This is a genomic window from Bacillus mexicanus (assembly GCF_050445615.1).
Lineage (GTDB): Bacteria > Bacillota > Bacilli > Bacillales > Bacillaceae > Bacillus > Bacillus mexicanus.
This window is the reverse complement of sequence record NZ_JBCEYV010000001.1, coordinates 778,409-793,311: the sequence shown is the minus strand read 5'-3', so window position 1 is coordinate 793,311 and position 14,903 is coordinate 778,409. Positions and strand designations below refer to the sequence as shown.

Here is a 14,903-nt window from a genome sequence, read left to right as displayed (position 1 = left end):
GCATTCCTCCACCCGCCATGCTATATTCATATAGCGATGAGCTGAATTGTGTAAGTCGATGTACATGCTCTTGCGGCGCACACGAATGTGGCGTGTGGTGCATCGCCTCAATACGCAAAGACGTTTGCCTTAGGCAAACGTCTTTTTTACGTTATCCGATTTTTGTGCCGTTTGGAACGGGCTGACCCGGCTGCAATAGGACGACATCACCATGGCTGGGAACGCCGCCGAGGACCAGCACTTCCGATTTAAATCCAGCGATCCGGCGCGGCGGAAAGTTGACGACTGCAATGATTTGCTTGTTAATGAGATTTTCCGGCTGATAACGCTTCGTGATTTGCGCGCTTGATTGTTTCAGGCCGATTTCTGCTCCGAAATCAATCACAAGCTTAATCGCCGGGACTCTGGCTTCAGGAAATTCCTCCGCTTTTACAATAGTACCAGTTCTGGTATCCAATTTTTCAAAGTCCTCAATGACCGCCATATCAATAACTCCTTTTTCTCCTATTATAAAAAAGATATTCAAAATTCGTTTATCCAAAGCACTATCATTTTTTATCCGAATATAAGGTGTTTCGATATAACCCAGGCGGTGTGCCTGTATTTTTTGTAAACCATCTTGTAAATGAAGAAAGATTTTGAAAACCCAGCGCCTCACTCACCACAGTAAGGGTTTCCTTTTTCTCCATCACCATTCGTTTCGCTTCCTCAAGGCGAAGGTCAGCGATATAGTTCTGCGGCGACTTCCCCGTCTGCTTCTTGAACCAGCTTGAATAATAGGCTGGGTGGTAATGCTCGATATCTGCCAGCTTTTTAATCGTCAGCCGCTCAAATAAATGGCTGTGAATATAGGCAATTGAGGCGTAAGAATGGGATTGCAGCTTTTCTTTTATGTATTGAACAAGCATATGTAGCGAATTTGCTGTGCCGATCTTTTCTTCTTCTGTCAATAAGCACCTGATTGAAGACCAGAAAGGATCTAGCCCAGCATCCATTCCCGATCCGGCATGATCCTCATCAATTTTTAGCGCATAAAGCGGAACATCCAGTACAAGACATTCATTTCTGCCGATTGAACGGAAACGATGCTCACACTCAGGCGGAATATATATAAAGCGATCTGGCTTTAATGTCACCTCGCGCCCCTCCGTCTCAAGATCAATACTCCCTTCAAGCGGAAAAAGAAATTGGCTGTACGCGTGCTTATGTGAATGATAGAGGCGTGTATATGTCCGTTTTTCGCAAATAATCTCTTGAAGCGAGTCCATCAGCAAGCCCCTCCCTGTGGTCATCTTTTGATCCGGTTATGGTGTTTTGATATAGTCGAAAATCCGATTTTTTCATATAAAGAAACTGCCGCAAGATTTTCTTTCAACATTTGTAAAAACATGCGTTGTCCTCCTCGGCTACAACGATATTGCTAAGTCTGCCATAACCATCAATGACAAAAACCGTTCAAAGCAGGGCTGTCTGGCTTCCTTGGTCCATATATCGTAAGGCGGCATGCGCTTGAAATTGTTTGTACAGCCTTGATGCCGCTCCAGCGAAAATCCTTCCAAACGAATAAATTCAAACAGATGACGGATCAGGCTTCCACTTGTATGTAAATTGCCTGTTTTCTTCAGTATGGTTCATAATATCCCGGCACAATGCTGTCATTTGAAAGCACTCATCCGCCTTTTCATAACCACTGTCTGCCAATGCAGCATCTAGTCCTTTCGGAGATGCATTTGATATGGAAACAAACGGGCAAGCCTAAGCTTTTATAAAAATGCTCGGCTTCTTCTCGGAAGTCTCCTTTAGGTATTTCCGCTGATGTCCACACGCAGTTCGCCCTTTTGGTTACGTCAAAATTCGCTCTGAGAAGCCATTTTCCCATGCTTTTCTGAATATATGGCGGCCATGAAGCTGCCGCTAACCGCTCAATTTTGCGAATGTCATTCATTGACTAATGTCTCTCCCCTACGTATACTGCCTAATATTATATCAATATTCAGAAATATAGGACATCTTTTTATTGGTTTACATAATATTTTTATTGTTTATCACTAAACCTGACAAAAATGTGCGGATTGAATATGACAGACTTTCTGAAACATCCTCTTCACGTTCAAATGCTTCTTTTGCAATTAAAGCTGTGAAGCCATGCAACAAGCTTCTAAGCCCCCTTGTCGCGTGAATGGCAGTCTTATTACTAGCATAGCCGTTTTCAATGAGCAGCTTTGACACCAGCCGGACAATTTCTTCTGAGACGATTTCCGCCCTTTCGTCCTGAACCTTAAGCAAAGACGCCTCATAATATCCGGGATTCTCAACTGCAAAATCAACATAGGCATGAGCTAAAGCAAGCAGAGCGGCATCTCCCTTTTGTTCGGTTACGGAGACTGCCATTTGTTCATAAAGTCTTGTCAGCCCGCTGACAGCAAGCTCTGTTCTGATCGCTTTGAGCCCGTTGATATGATTATACAGCGACGGAGGGCGCACATTCATTTTTTTAGACAGAGCGGCAAGCGTGACACTATTCAAACCTTCTTGATCGGCAATCTCCGCTGCGGCGTCTACAATCATTTTTTGGCTCAATCCTATTCTCGGTGACATTCTCGTCATCCTTTCTTTGCTTTTATGATCGCCTGTCTCATCCGCTCTTCGGGTGATCTCAAGAAATTCCCATGTCCAACCGCGAGACACGAAGGCGCCTTGTCGGCGAGCAATTGTGCACTTTTAATAGCTTCCTCCTTATTCCATGTCGCGAAGGCGGGAAAAGGAAATGTCCATTTTATCTGGCCTGATACAGCGATTCCTCCTCGCAATTGAAACGCATCTCCCGCTATTACAGTGCCGTTTCTTGTATCAAGAAATGACATGCTGCCCGGTGTATGGCCCGGTGTAGAAATTGCAAGCAGAGAACCTATTGTTTCGCCTCCCCTCAGCAGCTGGTGAGGCTTTGTTTGCACGTGTTTCGGAATGCCTCCTTTAATAGGTGTCTGCGGCTCATCATGACGCAAGGATGTATCGCCTTGCAGCAGGAAAGAATCCCGTTCTGAGATCATCACCTTTGCGTAAGGAAATGCTTGTGTCAATACATCCAGCGATCCGACATGATCACCATGGGCGTGGGTCAGTAAAATATGCTGAAGCGGTTTTCCCAGCTGATTTACAGCTTGAATGATTCTTTTATAGCTGCCCGGAAGTGCGGCATCAATCAGGGTGACTTCGTTTTCTTCCTCTACTAAATAGCAATTGACTGGAAACAATGCTGGATAAAAAGTCAGCTGCCAAACCGTTTGGTACTGAGTAACTCTCATCTTTTCATTCCCCCTAATAAAAACTAATGGTATTAGTTTTTATTATTAACTAATACCATTAGTTTATCAAGAGTTTATTTTCTTATGGCTACATAAATACGAACTTGTGCCCGCTGAGGTATTGCTGCATTTTGATCATATATTTCAAAATCACCTGTAAACGTGCGGAGATGGCGCTGATCCCACGTCCAAATCTCCTTCCACGTTTCAAGTATAACCTCTTCAATAGGACCGGTTCTAGAAGTGAAAACAGCATAAGCAGAAGCCGGCAAATTAATATTCTCATAAGGTTGCGGAACAGTACCGCTCTCCTCCTGAAACGTTCCAACCGAAAACGTGTAAAATCCATTTGTCTCCTGTTCGTAATTGGAATATAGAGCGATAATGCTTTGGTCTTTCTCAGCTAGCGAAAATAGAGCGCTCATATCCTGCTCCCAGAATTGGTCCCACAGGGCCGGAATCCGCCGGTCTTCCGTCATTTCCAATGCATTGCTGGTCCGTTGTGACAGTCCGGCAAACCGTTTCTGTTCTAAGTATGTCATATGTGAAAAACTCATAAGATCCCTCCTTTTTACCTAGATTATAAAAAAAGAAACCTGACAGCAGTGTGTCAGGTTTCATAAATTTTTTGCATCTGCTGTATGGTTTCTTTTACTTTATCCCGTATATGAAAAGGCTGGAGAACTTCAATATCCTTTCCAAACTGCAGCAAAAAACCTGTCAGCCATTGATCTTCTGGAAGAGAAATTACCGCCCGGCAGGTTCCATCTTCATCACAATGAAGAGCCTCATTTCCGAACCATTCACGTATGCGCTGACGTGCTGCCGGCTGAACAAGAATGACAAGTTCAGTTAAACGGTCCTTTTGATGCCAATTTTTATCCCACGGCAACGTCTCCAGCTGTATGTCTCTTCTGATAAAAGACTGATGTAAAATAGTCAGATCCTTCATTCGGTTCAGTTTAAAAAAGCGAAAATCATTTCTAACCAGGCAATAGGCGTATAAATACCAGTACCCTGTCTTGCAAACCAATGTGTAAGGCTCTGTTTCACGATAAAGTGTTTCTCCGCTTGCATTTGTATATGTAAATGACACCGTTGACAATCGATCGATGGCGGCGCTGATAGTCTCACGAAGCGCCTTTTGATCTTCAGTCTGTCCCCAAGCCGTCATATCAATAAACCATTTTTCAGTTTGATGCTTAAATGCTTCAGCAGACTGCTCCGGTATGAGATGTTTGATTTTTTGATAAGCTTTGCTGTGAGAAGCTGGTTCATACATAGATGAGACACTCTGCAAAGCGGAAGCGATCGCAAACAGCTCCTCCTCTTTCAGCCACTCTCTCTCCAGCCGGTACGTATTCATCATGCTGATCCCGCCTCCGGAGCCCTGTGAGGTTACAATCGGAATACCAGCTCTATTGATCGTCTCAATATCACGATAAATTGTTCTGACAGATACTTCAAACAGCTCAGCAAGTTCAGCGGCCTGCACCTGTTTTTTGCTGATTAATAACACAACCATCGCTAACAAACGTTCCAGTTTCATGCTGTGCTCCTTTCCTTCATTATTTTACAATTTTAAAATGTTAAATAAGCTTGGGCATATCGATTATGCCGCCCAAATACATCTTGCATATATTATGAAAACAAGGGTTTCCCCTTCTTTTTTTGTTCAGTATTGATTTTAGCTACTATTTCATACCGGATAAGCATACACTTCTCAACGGAGGGGATTTCACATCATGCATCTTACACTTCAAAGCATTTATCCTGCCATGATTATCATCTTTTTTCTGTATAAAAAAATGAAAAGATCCATCGGATATCAGCCGCTTAAGCCTCGCTGGCTGTTTACCCGTATGATTCTTTTCTCGCTGTTAGCTCTTGCTCTTTCAATCTTCAGCATCATTCACCCTTTTTTATATGGATATCTCATTTTCGGCATTTTCGGCGGATGGCTCCTCGTCTTTTTCGCAAAGAAAAACATCTCCTTTGAAAAACGCAGAGGAAAAATTTATTTTCGGACTCATATTTGGGTAGAAGTGATTCTTTTAACCTTGTTTCTATCAAGATTTCTATATCGAGTAACAGAGCTTTATCGAACCCCGCCTGATTTGAACAGTCTTGAATCTTACAGTCAGTCAATCGGAACAGACCCATTGACAATTGGCGTCTTTTTTCTAATCGCCGTTTATTATATCGGTTTTTCTTCTTTTGTCATCAAGCTCAGCAAAAACGAATTCGATCAGAACGGGCATAATAAAGAAAAAGACATCCTTGCACGCTGACAGCGATGAAGCAAGGATGTCTTTTTCAATCATGCTGTGTATGATGGATCATTTGCTGAAGGACATCTAAAACGTGTTCATCCTCCGGCGAGTAATAAATCGACGTTCCTTCTCTGCGCGATTTGACAAGCCGCAGATTTTTCAAAAATCTGAGCTGGTGGGACACTGTGGATTGCAATAAATTCAGTTTTTCTGCAATTCCGTTTACCGCATGTTCCCCCTGGGATAATAAATGAAGGATTCTAATCCTTGTAGGGTCAGAGAGTGCTTTGAATGTTTGCGCGACTAGAAACAAAGTTTCTTCGTCCAAATCAGGAGCTGTCCGTTCTGTTTTTTCAAATTCAGTCATCTGTCTCACCTTTCTTTATTCATAGTTTTATCTTATACCAAATGTGCTCGGGTGCAAACCAGCCCGCTTGTGTTTCTATTCAATCTCATAGTTTAAATTTATGTTTCAAATCAAGTTTTTACTTGGTCTGATATATCTTTCTATGTCATAATGAAAAAGTCAGACTGCTCTACATATTGAGGGTGAAACACAGTGAAGAAAAAGAGAAAAGGCTGTTTCGCTGCTGCGGGCTTTTTGATGATTTTTGTCTTTGTCATCGCCACACTATTATTGGTCTTGCTGTCTTCCAACCGGGACCTCATCAAAAAACTTCCGATCGATACGAAAATGATTGTTTTGGAACGTTTAACCGATTATAGACCGCTGGTGGAAGATGAACTTGAAAACCAAGGACTCCCTAATTATACATCACTCATTCTTGGCATGATGTATCAGGAGTCAAAAGGAAAAGGCGATGATCCCATGCAGTCCTCTGAATCTATGGGGTTAAAACGCAATGAGATAACAGACCCTCAACTCAGTGTTAAACAAGGCATCAAGCAATTTACCCTTATGTACAAGACCGGTAAGGAAAAGGGTGTGGATTTGGATACTATTATTCAAAGCTACAACATGGGGGCAGGTTACATTGATTTTGTAGCTGAACATGGAGGAACGCATACTGAGGAATTGGCAAAACAATACTCCGAGCAGCAAGTCAAAAAAAATCCTGATCTGTATACTTGCGGGGGAAATGCGAGCAATTTTCGCTATCCTTATTGCTATGGCGATTACACGTATGCAGAGAAAGTAAAAGAAAAAACAAAAACTGTTGAAGAATCTTTGCAGGTTGCAACACTTGAAACGATGGAATCAAAGGCTCATAAATAAGAGTCTATCAATTTACTGACAAAAGCCCAATTTCGTTTTGGGCTTTTGTCATCTTTACAAGCTCAAAAAAAGCCATACTGCGTATGGCTTTTAATAATACGGTGATATCATCAGATATACAATAACACCTGTAAGGCTCACATACAGCCATAGAGGCATTGTCCATCTGGCAATTTTTTTATGGCGCTCCACCTGCATGCTGAATCCTCTAATCAGCGTAAACAGCGCAAGCGGCACAATGATTGCAGAAAGGCAGATATGCGTAATTAAAATAAAGAAGTAAATCGGGCGCATAATACCTTCTCCGCCATAGAGTGTGTTCTCCGCAATCGAATGGTAAACCACATAACAAATCAAAAATAGCAATGTTGTTGTAAATGCGGCTAAAATAAAGCGTTTATGAGCTTTAATGTTTTTCTGTTTAATCATGATCAGCGCGGCCAATAAGAAGATAAACGTAAAGCTATTGAATATCGCATTCAGCATAGGCAAAATGTGAATATTCGCATGGCTGAACTGATCTAATTTAGGCATAAAAAACAGCACTGCGATTAAACCGTTAATCAGAACTGTCAGCGTAAGGACAATCCCTGTATAATTTTTCGGTTTATTTTCTGTTTGATTCATTTGGTGACCTCTCCTACTTTGTACTGGCTATCCAAATCGTATGCAAATTCGAAGAAGATGTCAACGTTTTCGATTGCTTCGTCAGAAATTAGACACACTTCAGGCCGGCGGCTTTTCGCCCCGGCCCTGTCAGACTTATGCCTCTTTGATTAAATGCTCAACAGCCTTATGTTCATTTTCATTCAATAAGTTCTTTTGGATTTTTGAATGAATCGGTTTATTCATATGCTGATCCAATAGATCAGCTGTTTCTTTATCACCGGCGATGACCATTCGTTCCCATCTTTTTGCGGCAGCTTTTTGATCAAGGTCGGCAGCCAGCCGCTTATACAGTCTTGTTTGATTTTCCGTTACATGTTCCCTCATTTGGTTTTCTTCAAATGGTACCGCTTCGTTTACAGAGGAATGACAATTTTCCCAAGACTCATTGATGATATCATACTCGTAATGCTCCACCGCCTCAATTTCCCCTAAAACGGTTTCAATAATTTTCACTTCATGCTGCTGGGTTAAAATAAACGCTGTGCTCGGATACGTCTGGCGCAAATCCTTTAACTGATCCAAAACGGCTGTTTCTTCCCAGTAAAATCTTGTTTCTACAGGGATTTGAAGCTTAATGGGTTCCCATATGCCGCTATCGGATACAAAAAATATGAGACTGCGAGGTATGTCTTTCCCCATTTCCTTAATGTATTGATCAATTTTCATTCTGATTCCTTCCAGACAATTCTCTTCCTCAGGATCACTTATTGCTAAATACTCTTTTAATCTGCTGAATCCTGACTTTAAGGCAATTTTCCATTCTCCCCCCTGCTGATCTGGATCTCTCATGTCTGTATTGAGGTACAGGGAGAGAATTTTATCCGGCGGCTCTAATTGGACATACTGTAATTTCTTAATCAATGAATCAATCGCCATTCCGATTCCTCCTTTTTCACAGGTTAGTTTTCTTTTTCCTCTCCTATAAATGCTCAAACCTGACTTTCGCTAATTTTTAGTAATAATGGTTTTGTTATTTACAATGCCCCTCTCATCTAATACAATTGGTAATTGTGTTTCTAAGCTGATTTTTGAAAGGAGATTGATCTTGTTTACTGTTAATGAAAAAAACCGTCAAGAACTTGAGGAAGAACTAACAGATTTACAATTTCAGATTTATCGCATGCAGGAGAATATAAAGGATCTATCTAAAGATGCCAGAGTGCTTGGTATTGATCAATCGACACATGAAGAGTGGATGATCGTTTCTTCGATTGATGATGGCCAAACATGCAAAATTATGCTTACCGATTGTAAAACGGCTTACAGAGGGAAAGGCTGTTTTTCACTTGTAGCATCTTACAAGAATGACTCGATTCATATCGGTGATATAAAAGGCCCTCCGAATCATGGATTTGGTTCCATTTGCATGAAATACTTAAAAGATATCGCCAGAGACCGCAATATTCCGAAAGTCACCGGTGACATTGCCAAACGGGATTGGGATCATGTAGACCGGCTAATTCATTTTTATGAAAAACATCAATTCAAAGTATGCATCGATCATGATACCCAATCAGGGAGCATTAAGTGGGTTGATTTGTAAAAAAGTCTAGAAGAAAGAGTCAAGATATGCTGTAATGGTATAAAACCATTAATGGAGGGTGCTATGTTCGCCTCAAAACTGAAAAAGGGAGACGAAATCCGGATCGTGTCTCCCGCGACCAGCATGTCTACATTATCAAATGAAGCAAAAATTCAAGCAAAAACCACATTAGAACGCTTAGGTTATCGAGTAACCATCGCTGAACATGCAAATGAAAGGAACGAATTTGATTCCTCCTCTATCGAATCAAGAGTCTATGATCTGCACGCTGCCTTTTTCGATTCAGGTGTCAAAGCGATTTTAACGACACTCGGAGGTTTTAATTCAAATCAGCTGCTGCGCTATCTTGATTACGAAAAAATCAAACAGCATCCAAAAATTCTGTGCGGCTATTCCGATATAACGGCCCTCAGCAACGCCCTTTATCAAAAAACAGGTCTTGTTACGTATTCAGGTCCCCACTTTTCAACATTTGCAATGAAAAAAGGGCTCGATTATACAAAAGATTATTTTCTTTCTTGCTGCGCTTCCGACGACCCGTTTGAGATTCATCCTTCGAGCGAATGGAGCGATGACCGCTGGTATTTGGATCAAGAAAACAGGCGATTTTATCCTCATAACGGCCCTGTTGTGATTCAAGAGGGATATGCGGAAGGCACCTTGATTGGCGGAAACTTATGCACGCTTAATTTGCTGCAGGGAACGGAGTATTTTCCAGAAACAGAAAATACTATTTTATTGATAGAAGATGATTATATGTCAGACATCCACATGTTTGACCGTGATCTGCAATCACTCATCCACCTCCCCGCTTTTTCTCATGTAAAGGCAATTTTGATCGGCAGATTTCAAAAAGCATCAAACGTATCAATCGATCTTGTGAAAGCCATGATTGAAACAAAAAAAGAATTATCCGGCCTGCCGATCATCGCGAATATAAATGCCGGACACACCTCACCAATTGCCACCTTTCCTATAGGGGGAACATGCAGAATTGAAGCTGTTTCAGGTGCAGCACGAATATGGATCAATAAACATTAATCAGCTTGTAAATTTCTTTTTTACAAGCTTTTTTTGCGTAATCGTTTATACAAACTTTCCTCGAGGTATGACAAGTGTCATATGCAGTGTATGATGTGTGCTACTACAAAGGACTCCTCTCATTCGCGTATACTAAATAGAGACACACGACGAGAGGATACTTATGATGACTGAACAAACCACTGCTCATAAACAAAAACAGCTGACAAAGCAAGTAGCCGCTTTTGCTCAGCCTGAAACAAAAAATAGCATGATTCAGCTTTTGAACACGTTTATCCCTTTCTTTGGACTATGGTTTCTGGCTTATTTCAGCCTTAACGTCTCCTATCTTCTTACGTTAGCATTAACCGTAATTGCCGCAGGTTTTTTGACAAGAATTTTTATCATCTTTCATGACTGCTGCCATCAATCTTTTTTTAAACAAAAACGCTACAATCATATTCTCGGATTTCTGACAGGTGTTCTGACTTTGTTTCCCTATCTTCAATGGCAGCACAGCCATTCGATTCATCATGCGACAAGCAGCAATCTGGATAAACGCGGAACAGGAGACTTGTGGATGTTAACCGTAAACGAATATAAAGCTGCATCCAGACGAACAAAGCTTGCATACAGACTTTATAGAAACCCGTTTATTATGTTTATTCTCGGACCGATTTATGTTTTTCTAATCACCAACCGCTTTAACAAAAAAGGTGCAAGACGCAAGGAGCGTATAAACACACACCTTACGAATTTGGCCATTGCGGCTTTGGCTGCTGCCTGCTGTCTGATTTTTGGCTGGCAATCGTTTTTGCTTGTGCAAGGTCCTATTTTTCTGATCTCAGGTTCAATCGGTGTATGGCTGTTTTATGTGCAGCATACCTTTGAAGATTCTTATTTTGAAGCAGATGAAAACTGGAGCTATGTCCAGGCAGCCGTGGAAGGCAGTTCATTTTATAAACTGCCGAAACTGCTTCAATGGCTTACAGGCAATATTGGGTACCACCATGTTCATCATTTGAGTCCTAAAGTGCCTAATTATAAGCTTGAAGTTGCGCATGAACATCACGAACCATTAAAAAACGTACCGACAATCACCTTAAAAACAAGCCTGCAGTCACTAGCATTCCACCTTTGGGATGAAGACAAAAAACAATTTGTGTCGTTTCGTGATATCAAACATGTACCTTCCAGCATTCTGCCTGATTCAACAAAAAAACAAAAACAGCGGAAATATGCCTGATGATGAAGGAGGTCTTCTTTACAAGAAGGCTTCCTTTTTTACTGATCGAGGGTGCAATCTGGCGGTCGCAGTGATAAAGTTACATATAAGATGAGAAGTTGAAAATGAGGGAATATCATGAGCAAAAAACATTTTATATTTCAAAAACTAAGCGGGATTACGCCCTATATATGGACGATATTTTTTATCCTCCCCTTCTACTTTATATGGCAGTCATCATCTACACTTATTATTATCGTCGGAATCATTTTGACGCTTTTATTTTTTTCAGTATATAGATTTGCTTTTGTCTCAAAAGGCTGGGCTGTTTATTTGTGGGCATTTCTGTTAATCGGCATTTCAACCGCTTCTATTACCTTGTTCAGTTATATTTATTTTGCTTTTTTTATCGCTTATTTTATTGGAAATATAAAAGAGCGCGTCCCTTTTCATATTTTATATTATGTCCATTTAATAAGCGCAGCCGTTGCGGCTAATTTCAGTCTCGTATTAAAAAAGGAATTCTTCCTGACGCAAATTCCTTTTGTGGTCATTACCCTCATCAGCGCGATTTTATTGCCCTTCAGCGTAAGAAGCCGCAAGGAGCGCGATCGGCTGGAGGAAAAACTTGAGGATGCCAATGAACGGATTGCCGAGCTGGTGAAATTAGAAGAGCGGCAGCGAATTGCCCGTGATCTCCACGATACACTCGGGCAAAAGCTTTCTTTAATCGGTTTGAAAAGCGACTTGGCGCGAAAATTAATATACAAAGATCCCGAACAAGCCACACGGGAACTGAAAAGCGTACAGCAAACTGCCAGAACTTCTTTAAATGAGGTCAGAAAAATCGTATCCTCTATGAAGGGTATCCGGCTCGAGGATGAAATCATAAACATCAAACAAATTCTTGAAGCAGCCGGCATTACGTTTATCTACGAAGAAGATAAGTGGCCTGAAAATATCTCCTTGCTTAATGAAAACATTTTGAGCATGTGCTTAAAGGAAGCCGTTACTAATGTCGTCAAACACAGTCAGGCTAAGACATGCCGAATCGACATTCAGCAGCTCTGGAAGGAAGTTATCATTACAGTGACTGATGATGGAACGTTTCAAGGCGAGGAAAAATATTTTTCAAAAGGACATGGCTTGCTTGGCATGAGAGAGCGGCTTGAGTTTGCAAACGGGTGCCTTCATATTGATACAAAAAACGGCACAAAGCTTACCATGTCCATTCCTAATATCTCAAAATAAACAAAAAAGGATGACTTACATGATTCGGATATTTATTGCGGAAGACCAGCAAATGCTCTTGGGCGCTTTAGGATCGCTTCTAAACTTAGAAGACGATATGGAAGTCGTCGGAAAAGGCACAAACGGGCAAGAGGCTGTTGAGTTTGTCAAAAAACATCAGCCTGATATATGCATGATGGACATTGAAATGCCAGGGAAATCAGGGCTTGAAGCAGCTGAAGAGTTAAAGGGCACGGCCTGCAAAATAATCATCTTAACCACCTTTGCCAGACCCGGTTATTTTCAAAGAGCCATTAAAGCAGGCGTCAAGGGCTATTTATTAAAAGACAGCCCGAGCGAAGAACTCGCAAGCGCTATCCGAAGCGTCATGAACGGAAAACGCATTTATGCACCTGAACTGATGGAGGACATATACAGTGAGGCAAACCCTCTTACTGACAGAGAAAAAGAAGTGCTTGAACTTGTGGCTGACGGAAAAAACACAAAAGAAATCGCTCAGGAACTGAGCATCAAAAATGGAACGGTGCGAAATTATATCTCAATGATTTTAGAAAAGCTTGAAGTGAAAAACCGAATAGAAGCCATTACCCGTTCAAAGGAAAAAGGCTGGTTTAAATAAAAAAGGATCTTAGCACCTGCCAAGATCCTTTTTTAATCTGCAATTCCCCAAGGAGAAAACAAAAGATACGTCGCCGCGGCCAAAACGATAAGAATACAGGACGCCAGCTTTACATGCTTCCAAGGCGATATATCCACTTGTGGATTGTGATCAATCTGATATTCTGTTTTTCTGGGACACAGCTTCCCTGTCAATAGCATAACAGCAACTGAAAATGGAAAGAGTACAGCAAGAATGTACAGAAAATGAATGTGGCCTAAATAGATTTTTGACAGGCCGTATAAAACAATGTGTGCTGGTATCGCTATTTTCACAGCTAAAGCCGGCACTTTTTTTGTAAAGAAACCAACGACAACCGCTGCCAATATCGGGACATTAAAAAATCCGAACATTTCCTGAAGGTAGCTGTATAGTCCTGATGGCGCATATAAAATAAAGGGCGCAATGATAATTGATATACCTCCAAGAATCGCGACGAAAATCCGCCCTGTTTTGACGAGGTCAGCTTCATCCGCATGAGGCTTACATAACGGTTTGTATATGTCCAGCGTAAACAAGGTGATGGTGCTGTTCAGGGAGCCGTTGAACGAGCTCAAAATCGCTCCGAATAAAATAGCCGCAAATACACCAGTGAGGGATACCGGCAATAGATCGACGATCAGACGAGGATAAACACTGTCAGCATTTTTTATTCCGCTCCCGTATAAATGAAAAGCAATAACTCCTGGAACGACTAAATAAAACACACCGATAAGTTTAAAGAAACCTGCTAAAAGAGCGCCCTTCTGTCCTTCAGCTAGATTTTTCGCTCCTAATGTCCGCTGAACGATTGCTTGGTTAACAGCCCAGTAAAAGAGGTTGTTCACTAATAGTCCTGTTAAAATCGTCGGCCATGGCACATCTGCCGAATTGCTGACATCAATGGAATTGAGTTTTTCCGTATGTAAAGAGGTCAATTGTGCCACTCCGCCCCCGAAGCTGCCTTGTCCGACTGCAAGGACACCTAATATCACAATAAAAAAACCGCCTAATATTAATCCGATTCCATATATAGCATCAGCTGAGGCAGCAGCTTTCAAGCCGCCCAAAAAGATATAACAGCAGCTTGTTATGCCAATGATCATAGATATCAGCAGCACAGCCATAAATGTGCTGATGCCGAGTGTCTCTGTAATATGGAACACTTGATTTAACACGAGAGCCCCTGAATAAAGTACTGTCGGCAGGAATGAAACTGCGTAGCCAATAATAAGAAGCACAGAAACAATCTGCCTTGTTCTTTGGTCAAATCGCTGTTCCAAAAAATCAGGTATCGTGGTAATTCCTGTTTTCAAATAACGGGGCAGAAAGACAAGTGCAAGGAAGATTAATGCGAGCGGTGCACTCGCTTCCCATGACATCGCTGTCATAGACCCTGCATAGCTTTGTCCATTTAACCCGACCATCTGCTCGGTTGATAAATTGGTTAACAGCAGCGAGCTTCCAATGTATAACGCAGTAAGACTTCTCCCTCCGAGAAAATACCCATCGGACGATTTTAAGTTAACCTTTCTTGTTCTCTGCCATGAAAATAGAAATATCCCAATATTAATAGCCAGAAAAGATACAACAATCCAAAGCAACGGCCAGCAACTCCTTCTGCAAATAGTCAGATAACAGGTGCATTTACCATCTACCCATTTTTCACACAGCAAAAACCTCTCTAAACATAACAAAAAAAGACACAAGCCAAAGCTCGCGTCTTTCATCACAGTCTATATA

At 41.4% G+C, this 14,903-nt stretch carries 17 protein-coding genes and 1 pseudogene; 7 read left to right on the top strand and 11 right to left on the bottom strand.

What is annotated here, in order from left to right; all coding sequences use genetic code 11:
* Positions 1-151 precede the first annotated feature (151 nt).
* The 7 genes and pseudogenes from csaA to AAGG74_RS04405 all read right to left on the bottom strand — a co-directional run bounded on the left by csaA (position 152) and on the right by AAGG74_RS04405 (position 4,854).
* Positions 152-484: a chaperone CsaA gene (gene csaA / locus AAGG74_RS04435; RefSeq protein ID WP_429674638.1), complete on the bottom strand. Its 333-nt coding sequence runs from the start codon at positions 482-484 to the stop codon at positions 152-154.
* Positions 485-548: 64 nt separating this feature from the next.
* Positions 549-1,274, bottom strand: coding sequence for an AraC family transcriptional regulator (locus AAGG74_RS04430; RefSeq protein ID WP_429675239.1), 726 nt, complete (start codon positions 1,272-1,274; stop codon positions 549-551).
* Positions 1,275-1,288: 14 nt separating this feature from the next.
* Positions 1,289-1,945 (bottom strand): annotated as a pseudogene (locus tag AAGG74_RS04425) (GNAT family N-acetyltransferase).
* 77 nt (positions 1,946-2,022) lie between these two features.
* Positions 2,023-2,598 (bottom strand): TetR/AcrR family transcriptional regulator, encoded by a 576-nt coding sequence (locus tag AAGG74_RS04420; protein WP_429674637.1) that lies wholly within the window; start codon positions 2,596-2,598, stop codon positions 2,023-2,025.
* A gap of 5 nt (positions 2,599-2,603) precedes the next feature.
* Entirely contained in the window at positions 2,604-3,305 is a 702-nt protein-coding gene (locus AAGG74_RS04415; protein WP_429674636.1) for an MBL fold metallo-hydrolase, read from the bottom strand.
* A 74-nt stretch (positions 3,306-3,379) separates the two neighbouring features.
* On the bottom strand, positions 3,380-3,862 hold the full coding sequence (locus AAGG74_RS04410) for a GyrI-like domain-containing protein (RefSeq protein WP_429674635.1): 483 nt from the start codon (positions 3,860-3,862) through the stop codon (positions 3,380-3,382).
* A gap of 53 nt (positions 3,863-3,915) precedes the next feature.
* Positions 3,916-4,854: a helix-turn-helix transcriptional regulator gene (locus tag AAGG74_RS04405; protein ID WP_429674634.1), complete on the bottom strand. Its 939-nt coding sequence runs from the start codon at positions 4,852-4,854 to the stop codon at positions 3,916-3,918.
* 196 nt (positions 4,855-5,050) lie between these two features.
* Between AAGG74_RS04405 and csk22 the strand changes: the two genes are divergently transcribed.
* The gene (csk22, locus tag AAGG74_RS04400; RefSeq protein WP_162102766.1) at positions 5,051-5,596 is read left to right on the top strand and encodes a mother cell-specific sporulation protein Csk22; all 546 of its coding nucleotides are present in this window, start codon (positions 5,051-5,053) and stop codon (positions 5,594-5,596) included.
* Between the two features lie 25 nt (positions 5,597-5,621).
* Here csk22 and czrA read toward each other — a convergent pair whose 3' ends face one another.
* Positions 5,622-5,945 (bottom strand): Zn(II)-responsive metalloregulatory transcriptional repressor CzrA, encoded by a 324-nt coding sequence (gene czrA, locus AAGG74_RS04395; protein WP_162102765.1) that lies wholly within the window; start codon positions 5,943-5,945, stop codon positions 5,622-5,624.
* 192 nt (positions 5,946-6,137) lie between these two features.
* Between czrA and AAGG74_RS04390 the strand changes: the two genes are divergently transcribed.
* A complete protein-coding gene (locus tag AAGG74_RS04390; RefSeq protein ID WP_162102764.1) occupies positions 6,138-6,815 on the top strand; it encodes a lysozyme family protein in 678 nt (225 codons plus the stop codon).
* A 90-nt stretch (positions 6,816-6,905) separates the two neighbouring features.
* Here AAGG74_RS04390 and AAGG74_RS04385 read toward each other — a convergent pair whose 3' ends face one another.
* Entirely contained in the window at positions 6,906-7,442 is a 537-nt protein-coding gene (locus tag AAGG74_RS04385) for a DUF420 domain-containing protein (protein WP_019714625.1), read from the bottom strand.
* Positions 7,443-7,577: 135 nt separating this feature from the next.
* Entirely contained in the window at positions 7,578-8,360 is a 783-nt protein-coding gene (locus tag AAGG74_RS04380; RefSeq protein ID WP_162102763.1) for a VLRF1 family aeRF1-type release factor, read from the bottom strand.
* 169 nt (positions 8,361-8,529) lie between these two features.
* Between AAGG74_RS04380 and AAGG74_RS04375 the strand changes: the two genes are divergently transcribed.
* The 5 genes from AAGG74_RS04375 (at position 8,530) to desR (ending at position 13,142) form a co-directional block, all read left to right on the top strand.
* Positions 8,530-9,027 carry a hypothetical protein gene (locus AAGG74_RS04375; RefSeq protein ID WP_162102762.1) on the top strand — a complete coding sequence of 166 codons (498 nt, stop codon included), beginning with the start codon at positions 8,530-8,532 and terminating at the stop codon, positions 9,025-9,027.
* A gap of 63 nt (positions 9,028-9,090) precedes the next feature.
* The gene (locus AAGG74_RS04370; protein ID WP_429674633.1) at positions 9,091-10,068 is read left to right on the top strand and encodes a S66 family peptidase; all 978 of its coding nucleotides are present in this window, start codon (positions 9,091-9,093) and stop codon (positions 10,066-10,068) included.
* A 166-nt stretch (positions 10,069-10,234) separates the two neighbouring features.
* A complete protein-coding gene (desA, locus tag AAGG74_RS04365; protein ID WP_429675238.1) occupies positions 10,235-11,293 on the top strand; it encodes a Delta(5) desaturase DesA in 1,059 nt (352 codons plus the stop codon).
* Between the two features lie 117 nt (positions 11,294-11,410).
* Positions 11,411-12,523, top strand: coding sequence for a two-component sensor histidine kinase DesK (desK, locus tag AAGG74_RS04360; protein ID WP_162102759.1), 1,113 nt, complete (start codon positions 11,411-11,413; stop codon positions 12,521-12,523).
* A gap of 19 nt (positions 12,524-12,542) precedes the next feature.
* A complete protein-coding gene (desR, locus tag AAGG74_RS04355; protein ID WP_162102758.1) occupies positions 12,543-13,142 on the top strand; it encodes a two-component system response regulator DesR in 600 nt (199 codons plus the stop codon).
* A 32-nt stretch (positions 13,143-13,174) separates the two neighbouring features.
* Here the strand turns inward: desR and AAGG74_RS04350 are convergent, their stop codons facing one another.
* A complete protein-coding gene (locus AAGG74_RS04350) occupies positions 13,175-14,764 on the bottom strand; it encodes a solute:sodium symporter family transporter (RefSeq protein WP_429674632.1) in 1,590 nt (529 codons plus the stop codon).
* Positions 14,765-14,903: the final 139 nt, after the last annotated feature.